The sequence below is a fragment of the Mobiluncus holmesii ATCC 35242 genome, assembly GCF_000185445.1.
Lineage (GTDB): Bacteria > Actinomycetota > Actinomycetes > Actinomycetales > Actinomycetaceae > Mobiluncus > Mobiluncus curtisii.
In genome coordinates this window covers 1,294,299-1,314,862 of the sequence record NZ_GL622346.1, presented here as the reverse complement: position 1 = coordinate 1,314,862, position 20,564 = coordinate 1,294,299, and the positions used below count along the sequence as shown (strand labels likewise).

The window sequence follows — 20,564 nt, the reverse complement described above, 5'->3', positions numbered from 1 at the left end:
GGTATCAACTTGCCAAACCTCCCGGTTTGACCACAACTCTGTCTAGTTTCGGCACGGGGATTTCTCGCGTGCCTACCCCCTGGTATTTACCCAGTATTTACCCGGAATTCCTGACCCTTTATTACCCAGAAGAAGGGTTTATTTGAAGATGAATTTGAAGAAGAAGTTTGTGATTGGTGCTGCTTCGTTGGCGCTGGTTGCTGGCATGGGCGTCGCTCCCGCGATGGCTGCAGCGGGTCAACCGGTTTTGTTGCCTGGTGGTAAGAAGCTGGTTCGTGTGGCTGGTGATGCTCGCGTGGAGACCTCCCTCGAGGCTGCGAAGTTGCGTATGAAGCAGGGCACTGTTTCGCGTGCTTATCTCGTGAACCAGAATGCTTTGGTTGATGCTGCTACGGCTGGCATGGTCAAAGACGGTGTGGTTATTTTGGTGCCTTCTGACAAGGCTGGTCAGTTGTTGCTGGGCGCGACTATGTATAAGGATCCTCAGCTGAAGAACGTTAGGACTCTTGTAGCTGTTGGTGGCGAAAGTGTTATGCCTAAGGCTGCTGTTGATAACGTAGCGAAGATGAATCCCAGCATTACGGATAAGTCTGAGCGTTTGGGTGGAGAGAACCGTTACGAGACCAACGTTGCTATCGCGAAGAAGGTGTTCCCTAATGGTGGCACAAATAGCGAGTTTTTGTTGGCTCGTGGCGATAACATGGTCGATGCTCTGACTGCTGGGGCGTATGAAGGTGGTCCGACCCTGTTGGTGAATCCTTCTGGCAAGGTAGATCCTGCTACTGTAGCTTACGCGAAGAAAGCGAAGATTAGCCCCAAGTCTGTAATTTTGGGCGGTGAGGGCGTGTTGCCTACCGCTCAGGTTGAACAGTTGTTCGAGGGCAAGGTTGCGGTTGATCCGTGGAAGTATCAGACCACGAACGCGGATTTGAAGAAGGCTGTGCAGGAAGCTGCTGCGGCTTACGAGGGTCAGAAAGTATGGCAGGGTCTTAATGGTAAAACTCAAGATGCCGACGATAACCTGAAGAATTTCTTCGGTCTGAATAAAGGAACTGTTAATTGTACCGAGACTGAGGATGTTACTGATATTGATGTCAAAGATGGTATTGAGGCTAACAAGAAGTGCTTCGTTGGCTACAAGAAGTCTTTGGCTAACTTGAAGGTTAACGCCCAGGCATTGTTGGATGCCAAGAATAATGGCAAGAAGACGATTAAGAACCAGTTGGGTGAGGTAAAGGACGCGGTCGATGCTGCTGTAGCTAGTAACGTGTCCGCGGTGTCCTCTGGTCAGGCTGCACCGAATACTGCCGCCGCTCTGGCTGCTCCAAATAATGCCACTTTTAACACTATCAACACCAAGTTTAAGGCTGCTTACGGCAATGTTGCGTTGACCAAGCCGACTTTGCTGGCTGGCGAGTTGGATAATCCAGGTTCTTTCACTTTCGATACCGATGGCAACCTGACTGGTCTGGATCAGAAGAAGATTGACCAGATTGTCGATAACTACATTGCGGACAAGGGTGATACTGAGTTCATCAAGGTCGACGGTGCCCCTGCTACTGGTGTGAAGCTGTCTGACGTTGCTAAGACTAAAGGTAACACCGACTACGAGCTGACCGCCGTTACCGGTGGTGAAGTTTTGAACTATGCCGCGGTTAAGAAGGCGATTGAGGCTCGTGTGGCTGAGCAGGTGAAGACCACGGCTGATGCGAAGAAGGCTTTGGATGAGGCTGTGACCGCGTACAAGGCTGGTCCTGAGGCTAAGGTGACGGTTGGTACCGGTTCTGGTCTGGCTCGCTTGGTTGGCGAGGATCGTTACCAGACTTCTGCTTTGCTATCTTACTGGCTGCGCGAAGAGAAGAAATTCACTGACGACTTTGTGTACTTGGCTTCTGGTAACGATGCCCACCTGATTGACTCTGTGGTGGCTGGTCAGCTGCAGCATGGTCCGATTTTGCTGGTTCCCACGAGTGGTGACTTGAAGCCGTCTACCGTGTCCGAGCTGACCCTGATGGGCAAGCAGAAGACCCTGCAGGGTGGCTACATCATGGGCGGCACCGGCGCTGTTGAAGACGCCGTCGCCCAAGCCGCAGGCAAGGCCATCGCTGAAGGCGGCAAGTTCGTGAATGCTTCCGCAGCACCGGCGGCTGTGAGTCCGGCATATGGCACAATGGATTTGTCCGATACTAACGAGAAGGTATTTCAGCCTACCAACGGTGCTGCTAATCCGTCCTGTACCGCTGAAACTCTGACACTGGATCCTTCTAGTACTGCGACAAACCCGACCAGTGTGGTTGCCAGTGTTGATGCTCAGTGCAAGATTAAGGTAAAGGATCCTGGCTACACCGGCAGTGACGCAAAAACTATTGTTTTGAAGATTAAGAACACTGGAGCTACGAGTCCTCTCAGCGTGACCGTCAATACCAAGCGGTAATTGAAGCCATAAGGTTTCACCAATAACTTCATATAGTTCTTTGTCGGGCTGGTTACCCAGCCCGACAAAGTGCGGCTCCGCTAGGAAAACCTAGCGGAGCCAACCATTTTATGAAGTTATGCGAAACCGTTGGGTTTCATCATGGTTTACTTGGCGAATCTAGTGTCTGGCTGTGAAACCGGTCACACACTTCTTGGTCGCTATTTCCCAACATCCGCACCGCATTTGTTCTCATATTTACGAGACCTGGTTTTGACTGGCGCGATAGCCGCTGTTTGTTAGCGTGTCGGGACAGCTTTTCTGTGACATCACCCGCTCTGTATCAGCCGTGGTTAGCCGAGGGCGGCCTCGGTTTAAAAAGCGCTCTCGGGCGGTTAGACCGCCCGAGAGCTGGTTATTCAGTTTTATTCAACCAATAAATGGGTTGAATCAGATGCCCATAGCTTTGGCTACTGCCATTACTGCGTCATCGGACACAGCTTCCTTGCCGCCAATCACGTAGCCTTGAATGGTCACGTGCATCTTAGCCAAACGAGCCAATTCAAGCTTGGTCTCATCAGACAAATCCGCACCCGGCACCAACATAATCGAACCATCAATCAGTTGACCTGCAACCACCGAGTCAATCAGGTGATTATCCGCACCACTAGCCAAGTACACGTTCTTCACTGTATTTTTGGACATATCCTTGGTAGCGAAGTAAGAAATCAGAGCAGCAGTCTCGTAACGATCCTTACCAACAATGCGCATCACGCCCTCAGGCTGGGTAATAACCTTAGCCCACGGCCTTGCCTGATAAGCAGCAATCGCGTTCATCAACTTTGCCTTAGAAGCCGCAGTCAAAGCCTTCTGCTTGCTGAAATCAGCCTGCAAAATCTCGTTGAACTTCTCCAAGTTCTTCGGGTCGGCAGCACCGGGGGCCCCAGCAAGAGTGTCGTCTTGAACTTTCAGAGCATTTTTAATCGCCGCGTCTTCGTTAGTAGCGTAGTCCTTGCCGAGCTTAGCAATAAATGCCTTGTTCAAACCGGTCAGGTTGCCGTCCTTATCAACATTGAACGCGCCTTGAACCTTAACCTTCACATTCGGGCTAACACCATCAATTGTGGTGGCTTTAAAACTGCTCGTGCCGTAAAGAGCCTCAAACTTAGCCTTTATAGCAGCCTCAACATTTGCCGCAGCAGTCGGAGCTTTCACCGCATTGTTTACAGCCTCATCTAATTCAGCCTTAGCGGTCTTGTAAAGACCATCAATCTTGGTAGCGTAAATATCGTACTTAGCCAAGGTCGGCTTAAAACCAGCGAACGCCTTAGTCGGATCCGTAATCTTCTTAGCTTCAATCTTACGCGGGTCCTTCTCCTGACCTTCAGTAGCTAGGGAGGCATTATCATCCAAACCGAACAGTGCCGAGGGAGTACCATCAGTATCAAACTTTAGATCGTTTTCCATTCCTTGCCAGGTCTTGTGACCCAAGTACTCAATAGCGGCTTTCTGCAGCTTTAACTTCAGGGATTCCTCAGTTTCAGCATACTTCCACGGAGAAATCGACTGAGATTCACCAACGACCTGCTTGACCTGGGCATCGGACAAAGCAGCTTCGCCACCCAAGACTAGCACTGCACCAGCGCTCTTACCAGTAGACCGGTAGTAGTCAACAATAGACTTATCCACGGTACCAGACGGATTCACCAACAAAACCGGCCCCATCTTACCCGCAAAAGCATTCAAGGAACCAGCAGACAGTGCATCCACCGGATTGTCACCACGGGTCAAAAACACGTGATTAACGGAAACAGCAGCAAAAGCGCGCTTAGCAATGTTCGCCGAAGTCTCGTAACGGTTCTTGCCATCAACACGAGAAGTCTCGGTAATGGAATCATCAAACTTCTTAATGTTATCCAACACGGAGTCCGCCACGACAGCAGTCCCACCCACAGCTACCAGCTTGGAGATACCCGAAAGCTTCGCGTCATCTTTCATCGCTTTGCCCAGCAACAGCTGACCACCGCGATCCTTAGGAGCCACCAGGATAACCCCGTCTTTCAACGACGACGCCGAAGCTGCGTCAACCACAGCATCATAGCCAACAATATACGCGGTATCCACAGTGGACTGCTCCATACGAGCCTTCGCAGCCTCCAAAGAGGTCTCCACACGGTCCGGGCCAGACAAACGCTCTACCTTGTTACCATTCGGCAGATAAATCTCGCCAGCCATCGCGGGAGCGACGCCCATGCCAGCAACCAGCGCCAACGAAGCAGCACCAATCACAAACTTCTTCTTCAAATTCATCTTCAAATAAACCCTTCTTCTGGGTAATAAAGGGTGGAATTTTGCTCAGATGAATTGAAAAGGTCGCCGGAGTGTTTTGAAAAACCGCGCAGCTTCAACGATTGCGGGACGTTTTGGTGGCGACGAAAGCAATTCTACTCGGAGCCGATTTGGTCTTCGAGAGGTCTAGATTCGAGTCCTTCAGGCCGCCGTGGTGATGGGGTTGGTATCTGTGCACGGCTTGGGGGACGCGTCGTGTGACTACAGAAAAACGCCGTGGGTTTAAAGCGCAGCGAGCCGGGATGGTGAATCAGTGCGGGGCGAAAATCACCGGTGCATCGTCAACTCCGCTGTTATGTATGGCAAATCCCCAGTTCGGAGCTATTTGGCAGGGATTTTTGACGATAAAATCGCCTCGGATGTCGGATCGATTCGGTCCGATGCTGGGGGGTAAAACTTCGGCAGTGACCAATGAAAGATGAGAATATAAGGTGGAATATGGGCAGTAGCTGCTAATAATGGCAGCTACTGCCCATATTCCACCTCATAATCTCAGATGCCAACGGCGCAGCACCCGGATTCAGGCGCAGGCGTTGAAAAATCCCGGCAGTTGTTATCTAATATCCACTATCAAACAAGCGGAGTTCCGCAGTTCGGTTTTCTGGCTGCCATCAATTTTGAACATCTGGAGTCTGGACGGGAGCCTCTGCGACATCGACAGCCGGCTGCCGACAAATCTTCGGAAATAGTTGACAGTTCACCGACAAGCCCGCCCGTAAAACCGCCGAGTGCCTAAAAACTCGTAATACTTTTTCGTCTGGGTGCTTTCAAACCTGTGGTGTTTTTAAATCTGGGGCACTTTCCTACCCGGGGGCTTCCTACCCGGTGTTTTCAAATCCGGGTTGTTTTCAAACTGAGCCCTTTGAATCTGAGCCCTTTCAATCATAAGTACTTCCTACCTGGGGTATCTCCAACCGGGGATCCCGTCACACTCGGGGTGCGATGCGGTGTCGGCGTCTTTGCAAAATAGCGCTCAATCTCTGAGTGGTGCGTTCCCACTCGTGCCAGATCTGGCGGTAGCTCAGCCGGGTAGTCAGATATCCAGCGGTGGCGTTCGATAAATCCCGCTCGCGGTCAATCTCAAAAGCGCGGGGATTGTCATGAAACTCCCTCCCATCGCATTCCACTATCCACGAGTTGCCGACCAGCAGGTCCACCCATCCGGGTGCAGTCCGATGCTGGGTACGCACACTGACCCCGCGGCGCTGGAAAAATAACCTGACCCTGGTTTCACTACCGGATTGTGCCCCTCGGTTCAGGAACCGGTACGTTGCCATTTTTTTCTTTTGCACCCGCGTTGCCAGATGTTTTGCTTGGTCGTAACCGATGCATCCTGCCTGCAACGCCGATTCCAGCACAATCAGCCCCGTCTCGGCATCATGATGGCGCATGGCTTGGTACAGGCAATCTTCTAAGCCGAAAACGGGGGCGTGTTGGGTCGCGATACAGCGGTGGAATTCGGCGAATCTTGCAGCGGGCAGGGGAACATTTTCCGGCAAGATTACGTGCGTGTTGGTTTGGTGGGGAACCCAGAGTCCATACTTTGCGCACCCGGACAGGCAACCCAACCGGCCTCCGTGTTTCAGCGCGCGGACGACATCCGGGTCCGCTTCCAATCCGGCGTACCAGCCACGCATAATTCGCACCAGGTTGCCAGCCTTAACTAAAGCCGCAATTTCGCGCGTGGAGTACTCTGTGAGCAGCTGTTTTACTGTGTACACGCCACAGTTTATCGTTTCCATAACCCCACTTTGCGACACGGCCGGAAACAAAATCAATGCCGATTCAGATTACCTGTGGAAAACCCCGGTTTCGCTGTCGCTGTGGATAAACAGTGGAATATGGGCAGTAGCTGCCAATAATGGCAGCTACTGCCCATATTCCACCTTATAAATCCAATGATTAATGAATGCTGGCAAAAAACTTGGCAAATCGCAGGTCAGACCTGTGCATTTGCGTGAAATCCCAGGACGGCGGGTCCCCGACCGGTTGGCGCGGGTTTGGTCAGTGCGCTACCTTCACGGTAGCTTGAAAATGTGAGTTTTCCCCGACGTGCCCGGATGTTTACCGCAGCCATCGCGACTTTATTTGCGCTTTCAGGCGCGGGGGTCGGCGTGGCGAACGCCATCGTTGGGGACTTCAGCGGAATGGGTAATGTGATTCAGGGGGTCATCAGCGGATCTTTTTCCGATTCTCGCTCCCAGTCTTTCGGCTACAACTCGACCTCGGCAAATTCCGCCACGAAAGGCTCCGGCGGGTCGAAAGGTCAGAAAAAGTCGAAAAACGGTGTTTCCATACAAAATTCCTATGACTGGAACCGGGAACTTCGCGAGGCGCTGAAAGTCAAAGTTGAGTCTCCCAAATTGTTTATGAATCCCGCTAAAGGTCACGTAGCGGTGAATAAAGACGTGTATGTATGGGCGGACGCGAAGCCGCAAAAGTTTGTAAAAACAGTGGCATCGCAGACTTTGACCATCATCGCCGTCCCAATACGGTTTGAATGGAAATGGGGTGACGGCAACACCACGGATTCCGGCGCGAATGCGGGAGCGCCCTGGCCAGAGGGGACAGTTACTCATAAATATCAACGTGTTGGCAGCTACACGATTAACTGCCGAATCCACTGGCGGGCGACTTGGGCTATTGGGAAAGACAAACCTCAGGAAATTCCCGGCGATGTCGTCACCGAAAGTACCTCAACTGAGTTCCTCGTCAAATACTTGATTCCCTACCTTTCCTAAATGCCAAACCGTGCGAACCCTTGAATTCCGAACAGTTCCAGGGTAGCGGGTAAATCGCCTCTCGCGCGGAGCCCTCGCGTGGGCAAAGAGACGTTACTAAAATCAGGGTAGGATGCGAATCACTGGGCCACGGCCACGCAATCCCAAAATACCCCGTCGAGAGGAATTTGTAATGGTAGACCAGCCAAAGTATCCCGGCAAAGTGGAAGTGATCAACGGCAACGGTGCGGTTGCCCGCGTAATGAACATGGTGTGTGGAGGAGTCATCGGGTATCCCATCACGCCTTCGACGGAAATCTCGGAAACGTTCGAAGCCGCAGTAGCGGCGGGTCAAAAGAACGTGTGGGGACAGCACCCCTTCTTCTTTGAGCCGGAGGGGGAGCATTCCGCTCAGTCTGGGGCGATGGGCGCGGCGCTGACCGGCGGCAAGTTCATCTCGAATGCCTCCAGTTCGCAGGGGATTCTCTACGGTTTGGAGTCTCACTATGTCACTGTCGGCAAGCGCATCGGCGGTTTCGTGCTGCAGGTTGCGGCGCGCGTGGTGTCCCGCCACTCGCTGAACGTGATGGGTGGCCATGATGACGTATATGCCCTGCTCCCAGCCGGTTACACGGTCCTGTTTGGAGCGAACCCGGAGGAGGCCGCGAATCTGGCGCTGATTTCTTACCGTGCCTCGTCGCTGTCCTTGATTCCGGTGGCGAACTGCATGGATGGTTTCGCGACTTCCCACATGATGAGCGAAGCGCGCCTGCCGGAAGCCGAACTGGTAAAGGAATACTTGGGCGATCCCAAGGGGTACATTCCCTGCCCCACCGCCGCTCAGGAAATTTTGTTTGGTGCCAAAGGGCGGGCTTTCCAGTTTGGTCAGTTCCTGGAGAGCAAAAGGTCGGTGCTGGCGCCCGCCTCCCTCGAGGCGCTGCGGTCGTTCCTCCAGTCTGTTGATAATGCTGACGCCATCGAAAACGATAGCTGCGGAGAGCTGTTTGACCGGGAAATCGCGGGGCATCTGCCCGCGGCGGAAGTCGCCAAGTGGCGTCGCCAGTGGGTCAATGCGCCGGCGCGAGGTACCCGCAAACTGATTCCATCCCTGGTGGATATTGACAACCCGGGCTTGACCGGACCGGTACAAAACCAGCCCGATTTCCAAGCCGGGGTAGCCGACCACCGCACCCACTTTGTGGCGGACGTGCCGCGCCTAGTGCGCCAGGCGATGGACGAATATAACGCCCTGACCGGCAGCGATTACGCCCCGGTGAAAACCTTTAACTGCGAGGATGCCGACTTCATCATGGTTGGGGTCGGTTCGATCTGCGAGGACGTGCGGGCGGTGCTGCCGTACTTGCGCAGTCGGGGTCTCAAGGTCGGTCTGGTCCAGATTGTCATGTTGCAGCCGTTCCCGGAGGCTGACTTGGTGGCGGCTCTCAAAGGCGCGAAAGCCGTGACGGTGTTGGAGCGTTCCGACCAGGCGGCGTTGACCAAGTTCGTCAACAGCGCGCTGGTGAAAGCCGGGCAAAATGCGGCGGCGGTGCAGCGCAATCTGCCTGCGCGCTACCCAGATATTCCGGCGGTAGAGACTGAGGAAATGCCCCAGCTGTCCACCGGGTTCTTTGGCTTGGGCGGTCACGACGTCCAGCCGCGTCACCTCATCGCCACGTTCAAAGCGATGCAGGTTGGTGACTTGGCTCCCGAGTTCTATATCGGCTCGACGTTCTTTGACGATGACGCGACCGGGGAACAAAAAGCGATGCAGGACCGGCTGCGTGAAGCCTACCCGGAAACTACCAAGATGGCTCTTCACCTGGAGGAAAACCCGAAAGACCTGCTGCCTAAGGAAGCGATGCGGATTCGGTTCCACTCGGTCGGGGGATACGGCACGATTGCGACCGGGAAACTGTTGGCAGACATTTTGGCAGAAATGCTGCACTTGCACAGCAAAGCTGCCCCGAAGTACGGTTCGGAAAAATCGGGGGCTGCCACGAACTACTACATCACGTTGAGCCCGGAGACTATCAGGATTACGAACGCCGAGCTGGAGGACGTAGAGATTGTGGTCAGCCCGGACCACATGGTGTTTGCGCACACGAACCCGCTGAAAGGCTTGGCGGAGGGCGGGACGTTTATCCTGCAATCTGACAAGACTCCCGCCGAACTGTGGGCGAGTCTGCCGCGCCGGGCGAAACAAATCATTCGGGATCGGCACATCAACCTGTTTATCCTCGACGCTTTTGGGGTCGCACTGAAACACGCCCCCAATCCGGGCTTGCAAACCCGCATGATGGGTGTGGCTTTTATCGGGGCTATCGCCACCAAAGTGGACCGGATTGCTTCCGGGGCCAGCGAAGCGGACATGCTGGCAAAGATTCGCGAACAAATCGAGCACAAATTCGGGGCGAAAGGCCCGGCGATTGTAGAAGCAAATATGGCTGTGGTCCAGGACGGGGCGAGCGCGACGCAAAAGGTCGATTGGGAACAGCTCGACGTTGATTCGGCGGGCGGGTCGACAGGCGCGACGGCGGGATCCGGGCATTCTCGTCAGGCTTTGAACGCCTCCCTGTCAGCCACAATGTGCCAGCGTGGTGCCAGTGGCTGTGCGTTGACCTCCGGGCTGTTCGATCGGGATTATTTCCGGCGGGTCGTGGCGGAGCCCTTTGCGCAGGGAACTATCAGCGAAGCCCCGGTTTATCCCGGCACTGGCTATTTCTTGCCCCCGGCGTCCTCGGCAGAAAAGGACAAGGGTCTGTTCCGCCGCACTATTCCGGTGTTCGACCCGAGCGTGTGTACCGGCTGTATGGAATGTGCTCTGGCGTGCCCGGATGGGGCGATTCCAAACACAGTGTTCACTATTGACACCCTGCTGGAGACTGCCATAGAACAGACCGGTGACTCCGGCGCGAGCCTGCAATCGCAGGTGGAGGCGATTGCCGGGGCGATGCGCCAGGCACTGTTGGACACGAAGGCGCGTCCGGCAATTGCGGATGTCTTTACCGAGGTGGCGACCTCACAAAATGCCGACCCCGCGGCGGTAGCGGCGGTGGCAGACACGTTACGAACCTTCCCGGTGGCACGCACCCGACCGTTCTTTGACTCTACTGAAAAACGCCAACCCGGTGCGGGAGTCCTGTTCAGCGCGACTGTCGACCCGTGGAAGTGTACCGGCTGTCTGGAATGCGTGGCGGTGTGTGGTCCGCACGCCCTGATTGGTACCGACCAAGACGACGAGGTGCTGGACACGGCGCAGCAGCGCTTTGCGTTCCTGACAAAACTGCCGAACTCGCCGAGCGAATTCAGCGACCCGAACGGCGGACCCAGCCTCGACATGAAACGGATCTTCCTGAACCGCGACAACTATTACGCGACCATTGGCGGGCACGGAGCGTGCCGTGGATGTGGCGAAGTCACTGCCGTGCGTCAAACCATGGCTTTGGCTAACGACATCAACAATGGCAGAGTGTTGCGTCACCGTCAGGAACTTGAGGAATTGGTAGCAGCGTTGGAAGAAAAGCGTCACGCTGTCACCGACACGGCGCTGGGCGAGCTGATTGACAAGGTGCGTGCGCGTCTGGAGCAGCGTCTGTACCGTTACGAAGGACCGGCAGGCGGGCGGGGTCCGGCGGCCGCGGTAGTGGCGAATTCGACTGGGTGTTCCTCGGTTTATGCTTCGACTGCGCCGTTTAACCCTTACCAGCAGCCGTGGGTCAACGGGCTGTTCCAAGATGCCCAGCCTCTGGCGAAGGGTATTTACGAGGGCTTGGCAGCCGATTTGTCGATGGACGTGTTAGCGCTGCGTCAAGCCCGTGCCATCCTCGCGGGCGCGACCGGCGCGGCGATTCCCAACGATGCTCCGGAATGGAAGCACTTTACGGACGAGGAACTCGCGTTGATGCCGGCGGTGATGACCATCGGCGGCGATGGGGCGTCTTATGACATTGGATTTGGGGCGATGAGCCGCATCATGGCATCAGGAACCCCCATAAAGATGCTGGTGTTGAACACGGGAGCCTATTCCAACACGGGCGGTCAGGCGTCCACGGCTTCACTGGAGGGGCAGGACGCGGACCTGTCCCGTTACGGAAAATATTTGAAAGGTAAATCCGAGCAGCGCAAAGAGTTGGGTCTGCTGGCAGCGATGCACCCCAACGTCCTCGTGGTGTCTACCTCCACGGCTTACCAGGGGCACTTCCTCAAGAACGTGTCTCGTGCACTGGCTCAAGTCGACTACCCGGCGCTGATAGACGTGTACACTCCCTGCCAGCCCGAACACGGAATCGGGGACGACATGGCTAGTGAACACAGTCGGATGGCGGTGAAATCACGTGTCAGCCCGCTGTTTGTTCACGAACCAGCACACGCCGAATTTAGTGACCGTTTCATCATCGACGGCAACCCGGATGTAAAGAAGCTCTGGTCACACTACAAACTCAACTACCACGATGCGGACGGAAAAACCCAGCTGCTGGACCTGCCTTACACGCCAGCAGATTTTGCCTACTCTGAGCTGCGGTTTAAGAAACACTTCAAACCGCTGCCGGACAATGCCGAAAACCCGACCCTGGTGGCGGAATATATAGAAATGGATGCGACCGCGCGGGAAACCGCCACTCCGTTTATCTATACGACCGGCGCGGAGGGGAATCTGGTGAAAATCCAGGTGTCGCCCTCCATCGTGAAGCTGACCGAGCAGTGCCGGGAATACTGGACTTTCCTGCAATACCTGGCTGGGCAAGACCTGGCTGCGGCGCGGAAAGCCCAGGCTGACCTGGAAAAGAAGTTGACCGAAACTCGTGACGCCGCCGCGAAGTCGCAAGAAGAAATGATTGAACTCATGGCGAAAGCGATGGCAGAAGTCGCTGCGACCGGCACTACCACGACGCCATTACCGTTCTTGGGTGGATTCGGTGGGGGAGCCAGCTCGACTGGCGGCGCCTCCGGGACTGAAGTGAGCGGTTCCGCGCCCGCAGGTTCCGGTACTCCCTTTCGCTACGAGCTAGAGAAAATAGCCCAATGCACGGACTGCAAGACTTGCTATCAAGAGATTCCCGAGTATTTCGAGGCTTCTACGGAAATCATTGACGGCAAGTCCACCCCGGTGGCGCGGCTGATTCCCGGCTCGCTGGAAAACGTGAAAGTGACCGACGAGCTGCGCGCCCGCATTGCGAAAGTCGTCGCGAACTGTGACGCGGAAATCATCTCGTGACCGGGGGAGGGGAAACCGATGCTTGGCACGATGAACACGGTGCAACTCAACATTTTGGAACGCCGGTTTAACGCCGACCCGAAACTGTTTCAAGCCATGTTTGTGGCTGAAGGCTTGGCGCAGCTGCACGCGGCTTTTGACACCGGAGAGCTGCCCGAGGCGCTGACCCGCAAAATTTGGGAACTGCTGGAACGCGAGGACACGGTGGGACGCATCATGATGCGTTTCCTGTGGAACTTGCCGCTGGGCAAGAAACGCGTGTTCATTCGCGCGATTGACACCTGGTTGTCCGAGCGCTACCCGATGTTTGCGGGTCTGAGCGACAACTGGCCCGCTGCCAGCCACGTCGCTCCCTACGTGCGCCCGGCGTCCCAGCGGGTACATGACTTTGACCTGGTCACGCAAGGGTATTTGGGATATTTGACCCAGGGCTATACCCAGCGGGAAGTCGACCTGTTTGTGTGGCTGGAATCCATGCGGGATAAACACTGCGCGGATCGGCCCTGTGAGCTGGGCGAATTCCTACGGGGGCGCAAAGTCGGGGGCTGCCCGGTGCAGATTCACGTCCCGGACGTGATGCAGGCTATTGCAGAGGGCGATTTTGACCGAGCACTGCGTGTTGTGGAAGAGTCAAACCCGCTGCCGAACGTGACCGGGCGGGTATGTCCCCAGGAGCTGCAATGTCAAGGGGTGTGTGTGCACAAGGCGCGTCCCATCGAGATTGGTCAGTTGGAGTGGTTTTTGCCCCAGCGAGAGAAAATTGTGCACGGCAACGAGGCGATTCTCAAGCGTTTCGAGGGGCGCCCCGACCCGTGGCAAACCGCGGAAAAGCCCCCGATTGCCATCGTCGGCTCGGGTCCCTCCGGATTGATTAACGCGTTCTTGCTGGCGAACCAGGGTTTCCCGGTCACCGTGTTCGAGGCGTTCCATACCCTGGGCGGGGTGTTGAAATACGGGATTCCCGAGTTCCGCTTGCCTAACGAGCTGGTCGACGACGTGGTGGACAAGATTCGCCTGCTGGGCGGGCGTTTCGTGACGAACTTCGTGGTGGGTAAGACCGCGACCTTAGATGACCTGAAAGCAGCGGGTTTTTGGCGCATTTTCGTCGGTACCGGTGCGGGGCTGCCAAAGTTCATGAACGTGCCCGGCGAGCACCTCAACGGGGTCATGAGCGCCAACGAGTTCCTGACCCGCGTAAACCTGATGCACGGCAACCTGCCCGACTATGACACGCCCCTGCCAGAAGTCGCGGGGAAAGAAATCCTGGTGATTGGCGGAGGAAACACGGCGATGGACGCGGCACGCACCGCCCGGCGCTTGGGCGGTCACGTCACGATTGTGTACCGGCGGACCAAGGCGGAAATGCCGGCTCGCGTGGAGGAACTGCATCACGCTTTGGAAGAGGGCATTGTGGTGGCTGAGCTGCGCTCGCCCACCGAGTTTCACGAGGATGAAAACCACCATGTTTGCGGAGCCAGCGTAGGGGTGATGGAGCTGGGGGAGCCTGACGAGTCCGGGCGGCGCCGTCCCCAACCGACCGGGGAAATCCTGGAAATGGACGCTGACCTGGTGATTATGGCGCTGGGTAACAGTTCCAACCCGATTATCCGCGATTCCCAGCCCGACCTAGCGGTGCAGCAGTGGGGTGCCATCAAGGTCGGTAAAGATGCCACTGGCGGTGAGGCTGACAGCGCTGGTGCAGGTACGGCTGATGGGGCTGATAGGGCGGCAGAAACCCCCTCGCAAGCCACCAATCTAGCGGGGATTTACTCCGGCGGAGACGCTTCTCGCGGCGGGTCTACCGCGATTAAGGCAGCCGGAGATGGCCAAGCCGCCGCCCGCCAGATGGGGGATTTGGCGACCAAATTGGAACCGGAGGAAGTCCGCCAGCGGGTGCAACGCGCTTGGGAATACACGCAAAGCGCCGCCTCAGCCTATCGAATCTTGGAAAAACGCCAACTGTCGGAACGGACTTGGGAAATGAAACTGCACGCCCCGGCGGTCGCCCGTGCGGTGCAGCCCGGACAGTTTGCCCGGTTCATGACCCACGAGAAAGGCGAGCTGATTCCCCTGACCGTTGCCGATTTCGACCGGGAACAGGGCTGGATTTACATCGTGGTGCAAGCGGTGGGTAAATCTACCCAGATTATGTGCGCGATGGAGGTTGGTCAAGCGTTTTACGGGATTGCTGGACCACTGGGTCTGGCGTCAAAGATGGAACAATTCGACCCTGCCACCCAAAGTGTGTGTTTTGTGGCTGGTGGAGTCGGGTTAGCGCCCGCCTATCCGATTGTCCGTAAACACTTGGAGCTGGGCAATCACGTGACCCTGGTGCTGGGGGCGCGCCATCGCGACTTGCTGTTCTGGACCGACCCGGATGGGGATCCGGCCGGGGTCAGCCCGGAGCGTGTTGAAGTGCTGCGTCGTCAGTATCCGGATTTGCTGGACGTGGTGCTGACCTCGGACGATGGGTCGTTTGGGCGTCAGGGTGTGGTGACGTTGCCGCTGGAAGAAATGCTGCGGGACGGTCGCAGCGATGGGCGCCAGATTGCGGAAATCACCACTATCGGACCGCCTATTATGATGAAATTCGTCTGCTTGCTGACGGGTAAATATGGCGTGCCTACCGTGGCGTCGTTGAACTCGATCATGGTTGACGCGACCGGGATGTGCGGAGCCTGCATGGTGCCTTTCATTGACCCGGAAACTGGCAAGCTGGTGCGGAAACACGCCTGTATTGACGGTCCTGAGCTGGATGGACACGCTATCGATTGGGATAAATTCCTGCCCCGATTCAATCAGTTCAAGGCTCAGGAAAAAGCTGCCCTCAGGTAAGCAATTTACTGCGGATATTTCGGTCGGGCACGAGGAGTCACTCCGCTAGATATTGGTGCGGGGCTGTCGCTCGGGGGCGCTCGCGAGAGGCGTAAGGGGGAGTGCCCCCTCGCGTTTTGCGCGACTATTGTCGCAAAACGCTCACCCCCCAGCCTCTCGCTGAGTCGCCCCCCCAACGCTCCTCGCCCCGCCAGTCGCCTAAATTCCCGCGGCGCAAGGGTACCCCGCCGGACCAAATCATGTCTATACCCCGGAATGGCTTTGGAGTAGTTGCACTAACGACCGTTTTCAAACCAGAATTGGCGTCCTTGCTGAGCGTTGATTTTCTAAACCCGCAGGTAGGTTAGATTCTAGCAGCGTAGAGACGGCATGGTGCTTAGCGAAATCGGTCGTTCGTGCAAGCCGGACAGGACGTACAGGTTTATCGCAAGGTTTTACGGTGTCAAAATCTCAAGCCCTGAGACAATCCCGGCGAATGCTGGCATTAATCCTATTAATTTGGTTCGGTGTGCCATATATGGCACACCGAGACGTTTAAATAGGCGTTATTTCAGGTTATCCGAGGAATTGAGGGGCTGTCTGCTGCCAAGTTTCGGGGTGTGCGTGGATTTATAGGGTGGAAATAGGGCAGTAGCTGCCAATAATGGCAGCTACTGCCCAAATACCACCTTATATTCACACCCCGGGCAGGTATGCTCAAATTTTCGCCACCATTGGCTTGGTTTTGTTTGCTTGTTTTGGTGCGGGCGCTCGCGAGAGAGGGAGGTGGTGTCCCAGAGAAAACAAAAGTGGGCGAGAGTGGACTCCGTGGTTTTGCTGCGCAAAACCACGTCTCGCTCGCATCGTGGATGCTCGCGCTAGGGCTAAAAACGCTGACGCGTTTTCTTAACGCCCTAGCCCTCACGGGGTTCGAGTCGCTCTGCTGACTGTATGTTTACGCATGGGCACCGCAAGGGCGCCCCCGCGTAAACAAAAGTGGGCGAGAGGGGACTCGAACCCCCACGTCAAAGACACAGGAACCTAAATCCTGCGCGTCTACCAATTCCGCCACTCGCCCTGGCGCCACTATAGTGTAGCGGATTTCAAGCTAAATCTGCGAGCGCGATGTCCGACAGTCGCGGTGTCGGCAGCGCCTGGGGAGAATCCGGGGGAGCCGGGGATGCCTTCTTGGCAGCTAGAATCAAATCCTCCAGCGGTTTTGCATTGCGAATCCACCCCTCGGGAGAAGGCCATTCAGATTGCGGACCGGGCTGATCCGAACCTGCTGCAGCCTTCGCCAACAGCACGTTCGGCGTAAAACACCACTTGGCGCGGTCAAAATCATTCAAACCACGCGAACCCAAAATATCCACTACGGGCGGTAACATCCGCACACAGTTCGCGTAAGCCTGGGCTGAGGAAAACTGCCAAGCCGGGTAAACCCACTTCCGATCCAAAGTCCGAAATCCCAGCAAACGCCCATCCCGCACGGCTTTCATAATCGCTTGGCGAGACACGCCCAGCCAGTCACAAACATTACCGGTCCGGCAGACGGGTCCCACCAGGTTATTGAGCGACGTTGGCGACGCCAGAAAAGCCTGGGCCAAACGCGCCAAGCGGTGCATGTTTTCGCGACTGGCATCGGCGTGGGCGCGCGGTCGAGCCAAAAGCATCGTGCGGATAGTCTCTAAAAATTGTTCCTCATCGTCGGTCAGTTCTCTCCGCACCGCATTCGCCTTTCGGTCAGAATAAGTAAACAAGTTTGTCTGATAGCGTCACTGCTACGACCAAGACTATCAAAAGCAAGATAATCGCGGTAATAAGCCAACGCTGCGCCGTCCAAATCCGGGCAAACCCGGTGCCCGGAAACAACCAGCCGAGCCGCATCAGTGCCGCCCCAAGCTGCACCCACAAGATAATCGTGCAGGTCCAGACGATAAAACAGAACGGGCACAGTTTCGTGAACTCGAAAATGGATTGATGCAGGAAAAACGCAATCAGCACCATTCCTCCGGTCAGCCCCGCTTCAATCAGCACCCCCAGCCAGCGCGGTATCTGCCCGCTGCACCAAGCCAGGAACACACCTGCCAAACCAGCGAATAACCCGACTCCGACCAGCGCGTTCGGGATGCCAAACAATAGGTGAGCCTGCCAGGTCGTGAGCGAAGCCGAACAGCCAATCAGCGGGTTCAGATCGCATCCGAGATGCTCCGCGGGGTGTTTCAGCGTCTGAATTTCTGACAGCACCAGTTCCGCGCTCGCAGCCATAGCGATGAACGTCAGCACTAACAGCAACACCAGGGTGGAGGTGGCGGGTCGACCAGCGCAGTCGTTCAGGGTCGTCCCGTCGTCGGGTTCTTGCTTCATGAGGGTTATTCTAACTTTTATGTCTGCACACTGGTCCTGGTGTGCCGGTACGGCGCGGAAATGGGACCAGACTGGGGAGTTGGCAATCCCGCTCGCAAACTTTGCCCCGCCGGTCCCGTTCGCCAACTTTGCCCCGCCGGTCCCGTTCGCCAACTTTCGTCGGGGCGTGACGCCCAAAAAATCCCAGCATTCACCCCACGCCTGAAACCGGTACAAAAACGCTGAAACCCCCACAATTCCCTGCTGCGCGCGAAACTAAACGGACCGGTGAAAGAACCAGCCGAAAACCTCACGGAAAAACGTATAGAGCTGCGCGTTGAGCTCAGTTTGTCACGAGCGCCAGAATCCTGTAAACTAAACTTTCGTTGCCCCGGTAGCTCAGTCGGCAGAGCGTCTCCATGGTAAGGAGAAGGTCCAGAGTTCGATTCTCTGCCGGGGCTCGCTTCACGCTTGACGGTTCGCGCCGCTGAGCAGCGAGGCGGGGTAGCTCAGTTGGTGAGAGCGCACGACTCATAATCGTGAGGTCGAGGGTTCGAATCCCTCCCCCGCTACGAACCCGAACCGGATAACCGCAGGGGATAAGCGATTAGAAAGAAGTAAAACAGTGGCTGCAAAATCGAAAGACATTCGCCCGAAGATTACGTTGGCGTGCTCTGAGTGCAAGGAGCGCAACTACATCACCAAGAAGAACCGGCGCAACACTCCGGATCGCTTGGAGCTGAACAAGTACTGCCCGCGTTGCCGGAAGTCCACGTCGCATAAGGAAACCCGCTAAGGGTCTTTTCACAAGTTTCCCGGCGTCGCCATTATGGTGACGCCGGTTTTTCGTGTCTCAAGAGCGGGGTCACAAGCGCGGGGCGCGGGGTTCTGCGAGGGTCACAAGTGTGGTATGTGTCTCCGCGGGGCGCGTGGCGCTTTGGGTGGGACCGGGCGCGAAGTGTGCGTGGGTAAACGAGGGGGGGCGGCCGTAGCCGCCCCCCCAAAAAAAGCCCGAAGAACTTACTTCAGCAAGTCTTTGAACTGGTCAACCAGGGAATCAGAGATTACGCCTACGCCACCCAGAGCCTTGAATTTACCAGCCAGCGCCGCATTTGCCGTGCGAGCCGCCTTGGCAAAAGCGGTTACCTCCGCGGAGGCAGAGTCTTTTTGTGTCAGCAGAACCGGACCGGCCAGTTCAGCCTTATTATCGATGAAACCAGCGACGGTGGCATCTGCCGAAGCCATACCGTTAGCAAAGTACAGAGCCTTGGCGTTAGTGCCGTTCGGGTACTGCGCCTTGGCAATCTCGAGAGCGGTCAGGTAGCGATCCGCCCCGGCGATACGAGAAGCCTTGGCTCCCGCTCCGCCCAAGTAAGCCTGGATGGCAGCATCAGTCGGAGCAGCAGTCTTTGCCTTATCAGCAGCTAGATTTGCCTGAGCAATCAGGAGCTGTTTCTCTGCTTTGCTCGGGGCAGCATCGTAGGCAGCCTGAGCTTTATCATAAGCTTCTTTCTTAGCTGTATCAGTCTTATTGTCCTGGTAAGCAGCCTTGGCATTATTTAAAGCTTCCTGCAGCTCTGCTTGAGTCTTGACGTTATTAATACCGACATAGGTCGCTACCAGCTTGCCCTTAGCATTTTTTTCGGTCTGCTGGGGTGGGGCATCGGTGAGGGCAACCGCACCCGGCTTAGTGTCAGACTTCAGAATTGCATCGGTGCAGCCGGTCTTTACTTCGTCAACCTTCAGACGGGGGAACGTCGAGGTGATTAGCTCTTTGACAGCTTTCTTCTCCTTGTCGTTACTAGCCTTTGTGCAGCCAGAATTTACGAAGTCGTCAGCAGTTTTACCGTCAGCCAGGGTGTACCAGCCATCGAGTTTCATATCGGCTTCACGAGCTGCTTTATCTAGATCAGCTTGGAGCTTAGCTTTCGCTTGATCTTTGGTCATCCCAGAGCCGCCGCCAGCACCGTTGGCAGTCGCTGCCGCGTTCAATTCGGCAGGCAGAACCGCGCCTTCGCCGCCCAAAGCGACAACCTCGGAGGGCTTCAAGCGCTTGATTTCATTCAGGGTTGCGGCAGGCAAAGTGCCGGAGCCGTTGGTCAACAGAACCGGGGCGCCATCGGTCATGGTGCCACCAACCAGGGCATCGACCAAGGTGATGCCGTTAGCCAAGTAAACTTTGGCGCTGGTCTTGCCCTCGGGGAACAGGTTCTTGGAAATCTCAGCTGCTGTCCCAAACCGGTCCGCGCCCGCAATTCGGGTCACGGTGGCTTTCCCAGCAACTGCCTTTACCGTGGCGTCGCTAACCGCGCCAGTGCCACCCAGCACCACAACTTTAGTGGCCTTTAACTTAGTGATGGCTTCGGCAACGTTCTTTTGCACGCTGGGGGAGTCGTTGACAAGCAAAAGGGGACCCTTTGGCAGTTTGCCACCGGCGACTGCGTCGGCTTGGGAGTCGCCGCGAGACAGATAAACCACGTCCGAGGTGCCAAAAGCACTGGCCACCGAAATCGCGGTGTTGTAACGGCCTGCGCCAGCGTAACGGTCAGAATCGGTTGCCGCAACCGCGCTCATCGGCACGGTCATAGCCAGGGCAGCTGCAGCCGCCCCGAAAGTCAAAACAGACTTCTTCATAATTGTGTTTCCTAACTTGTTGGGTGGATGATTTCCGTACTCATCCTATTGATTACTTCTGCATCTCGCAGGG

General features: G+C 56.0%; 10 protein-coding genes and 3 tRNA genes. 7 read left to right on the top strand and 6 right to left on the bottom strand.

Annotated elements, in window-relative coordinates:
* The first annotated feature begins 148 nt into the window (after window positions 1-148).
* Entirely contained in the window at window positions 149-2,434 is a 2,286-nt protein-coding gene (locus HMPREF0576_RS05710; protein WP_004011078.1) for a cell wall-binding repeat-containing protein, read from the top strand.
* Window positions 2,435-2,863: 429 nt separating this feature from the next.
* On the opposite strand, the gene HMPREF0576_RS05705 is transcribed toward HMPREF0576_RS05710, so the two are convergent.
* Together HMPREF0576_RS05705 and HMPREF0576_RS05700 are read right to left on the bottom strand one after the other, a co-directional pair.
* A complete protein-coding gene (locus HMPREF0576_RS05705; protein WP_004011077.1) occupies window positions 2,864-4,723 on the bottom strand; it encodes a cell wall-binding repeat-containing protein in 1,860 nt (619 codons plus the stop codon).
* Window positions 4,724-5,688: 965 nt separating this feature from the next.
* Complete coding sequence (locus HMPREF0576_RS05700; protein WP_245527350.1) at window positions 5,689-6,483, bottom strand: endonuclease domain-containing protein; 795 nt, start codon at window positions 6,481-6,483, stop codon at window positions 5,689-5,691.
* 315 nt (window positions 6,484-6,798) lie between these two features.
* Between HMPREF0576_RS05700 and HMPREF0576_RS05695 the strand changes: the two genes are divergently transcribed.
* The 3 genes from HMPREF0576_RS05695 to HMPREF0576_RS05685 all read left to right on the top strand — a co-directional run bounded on the left by HMPREF0576_RS05695 (window position 6,799) and on the right by HMPREF0576_RS05685 (window position 15,532).
* Window positions 6,799-7,503, top strand: coding sequence for a PKD domain-containing protein (locus HMPREF0576_RS05695; RefSeq protein WP_245527349.1), 705 nt, complete (start codon window positions 6,799-6,801; stop codon window positions 7,501-7,503).
* Between the two features lie 172 nt (window positions 7,504-7,675).
* Window positions 7,676-12,697, top strand: a complete 5,022-nt coding sequence (locus HMPREF0576_RS05690; RefSeq protein ID WP_004011071.1) for a 2-oxoacid:acceptor oxidoreductase family protein — start codon at window positions 7,676-7,678, stop codon at window positions 12,695-12,697.
* Between the two features lie 18 nt (window positions 12,698-12,715).
* The gene (locus tag HMPREF0576_RS05685; RefSeq protein WP_004011070.1) at window positions 12,716-15,532 is read left to right on the top strand and encodes a sulfide/dihydroorotate dehydrogenase-like FAD/NAD-binding protein; all 2,817 of its coding nucleotides are present in this window, start codon (window positions 12,716-12,718) and stop codon (window positions 15,530-15,532) included.
* Between the two features lie 976 nt (window positions 15,533-16,508).
* Here HMPREF0576_RS05685 and HMPREF0576_RS05680 read toward each other — a convergent pair.
* From HMPREF0576_RS05680 to HMPREF0576_RS05670, 3 genes are all read right to left on the bottom strand, one after another.
* Window positions 16,509-16,589: transfer RNA gene (locus HMPREF0576_RS05680), tRNA-Leu, on the bottom strand.
* A gap of 25 nt (window positions 16,590-16,614) precedes the next feature.
* Entirely contained in the window at window positions 16,615-17,238 is a 624-nt protein-coding gene (locus HMPREF0576_RS05675; RefSeq protein ID WP_004011068.1) for a hypothetical protein, read from the bottom strand.
* A gap of 16 nt (window positions 17,239-17,254) precedes the next feature.
* The gene (locus HMPREF0576_RS05670; RefSeq protein ID WP_245527348.1) at window positions 17,255-17,878 is read right to left on the bottom strand and encodes a vitamin K epoxide reductase family protein; all 624 of its coding nucleotides are present in this window, start codon (window positions 17,876-17,878) and stop codon (window positions 17,255-17,257) included.
* A gap of 367 nt (window positions 17,879-18,245) precedes the next feature.
* On the opposite strand from HMPREF0576_RS05670, the gene HMPREF0576_RS05665 reads away from it, so the two are divergent.
* From HMPREF0576_RS05665 to rpmG, 3 genes are all read left to right on the top strand, one after another.
* A tRNA-Thr gene (locus tag HMPREF0576_RS05665) sits at window positions 18,246-18,318 on the top strand.
* A gap of 37 nt (window positions 18,319-18,355) precedes the next feature.
* Window positions 18,356-18,429, top strand: a tRNA-Met gene (locus HMPREF0576_RS05660).
* Window positions 18,430-18,482: 53 nt separating this feature from the next.
* Window positions 18,483-18,653 carry a 50S ribosomal protein L33 gene (gene rpmG, locus HMPREF0576_RS09190; protein WP_004007299.1) on the top strand — a complete coding sequence of 57 codons (171 nt, stop codon included), beginning with the start codon at window positions 18,483-18,485 and terminating at the stop codon, window positions 18,651-18,653.
* 224 nt (window positions 18,654-18,877) lie between these two features.
* Here rpmG and HMPREF0576_RS05655 read toward each other — a convergent pair whose 3' ends face one another.
* Window positions 18,878-20,491, bottom strand: coding sequence for a cell wall-binding repeat-containing protein (locus HMPREF0576_RS05655; RefSeq protein WP_004011066.1), 1,614 nt, complete (start codon window positions 20,489-20,491; stop codon window positions 18,878-18,880).
* Window positions 20,492-20,564: the final 73 nt, after the last annotated feature.

Excerpts from the sequence above, each read along its gene's own strand:
- HMPREF0576_RS05710 (WP_004011078.1), top strand. The coding sequence starts at position 149 with ATGAATTTGAAGAAGAAGTTTGTGATTGGTGCTGCTTCGTTGGCGCTG.
- HMPREF0576_RS05705 (WP_004011077.1), bottom strand. The coding sequence starts at position 4,723 with ATGAATTTGAAGAAGAAGTTTGTGATTGGTGCTGCTTCGTTGGCGCTG.
- HMPREF0576_RS05690 (WP_004011071.1), top strand. The coding sequence starts at position 7,676 with ATGGTAGACCAGCCAAAGTATCCCGGCAAAGTGGAAGTGATCAACGGC.
- HMPREF0576_RS05685 (WP_004011070.1), top strand. The coding sequence starts at position 12,716 with ATGCTTGGCACGATGAACACGGTGCAACTCAACATTTTGGAACGCCGG.
- HMPREF0576_RS05670 (WP_245527348.1), bottom strand. The coding sequence starts at position 17,878 with ATGAAGCAAGAACCCGACGACGGGACGACCCTGAACGACTGCGCTGGT.
- HMPREF0576_RS05655 (WP_004011066.1), bottom strand. The coding sequence starts at position 20,491 with ATGAAGAAGTCTGTTTTGACTTTCGGGGCGGCTGCAGCTGCCCTGGCT.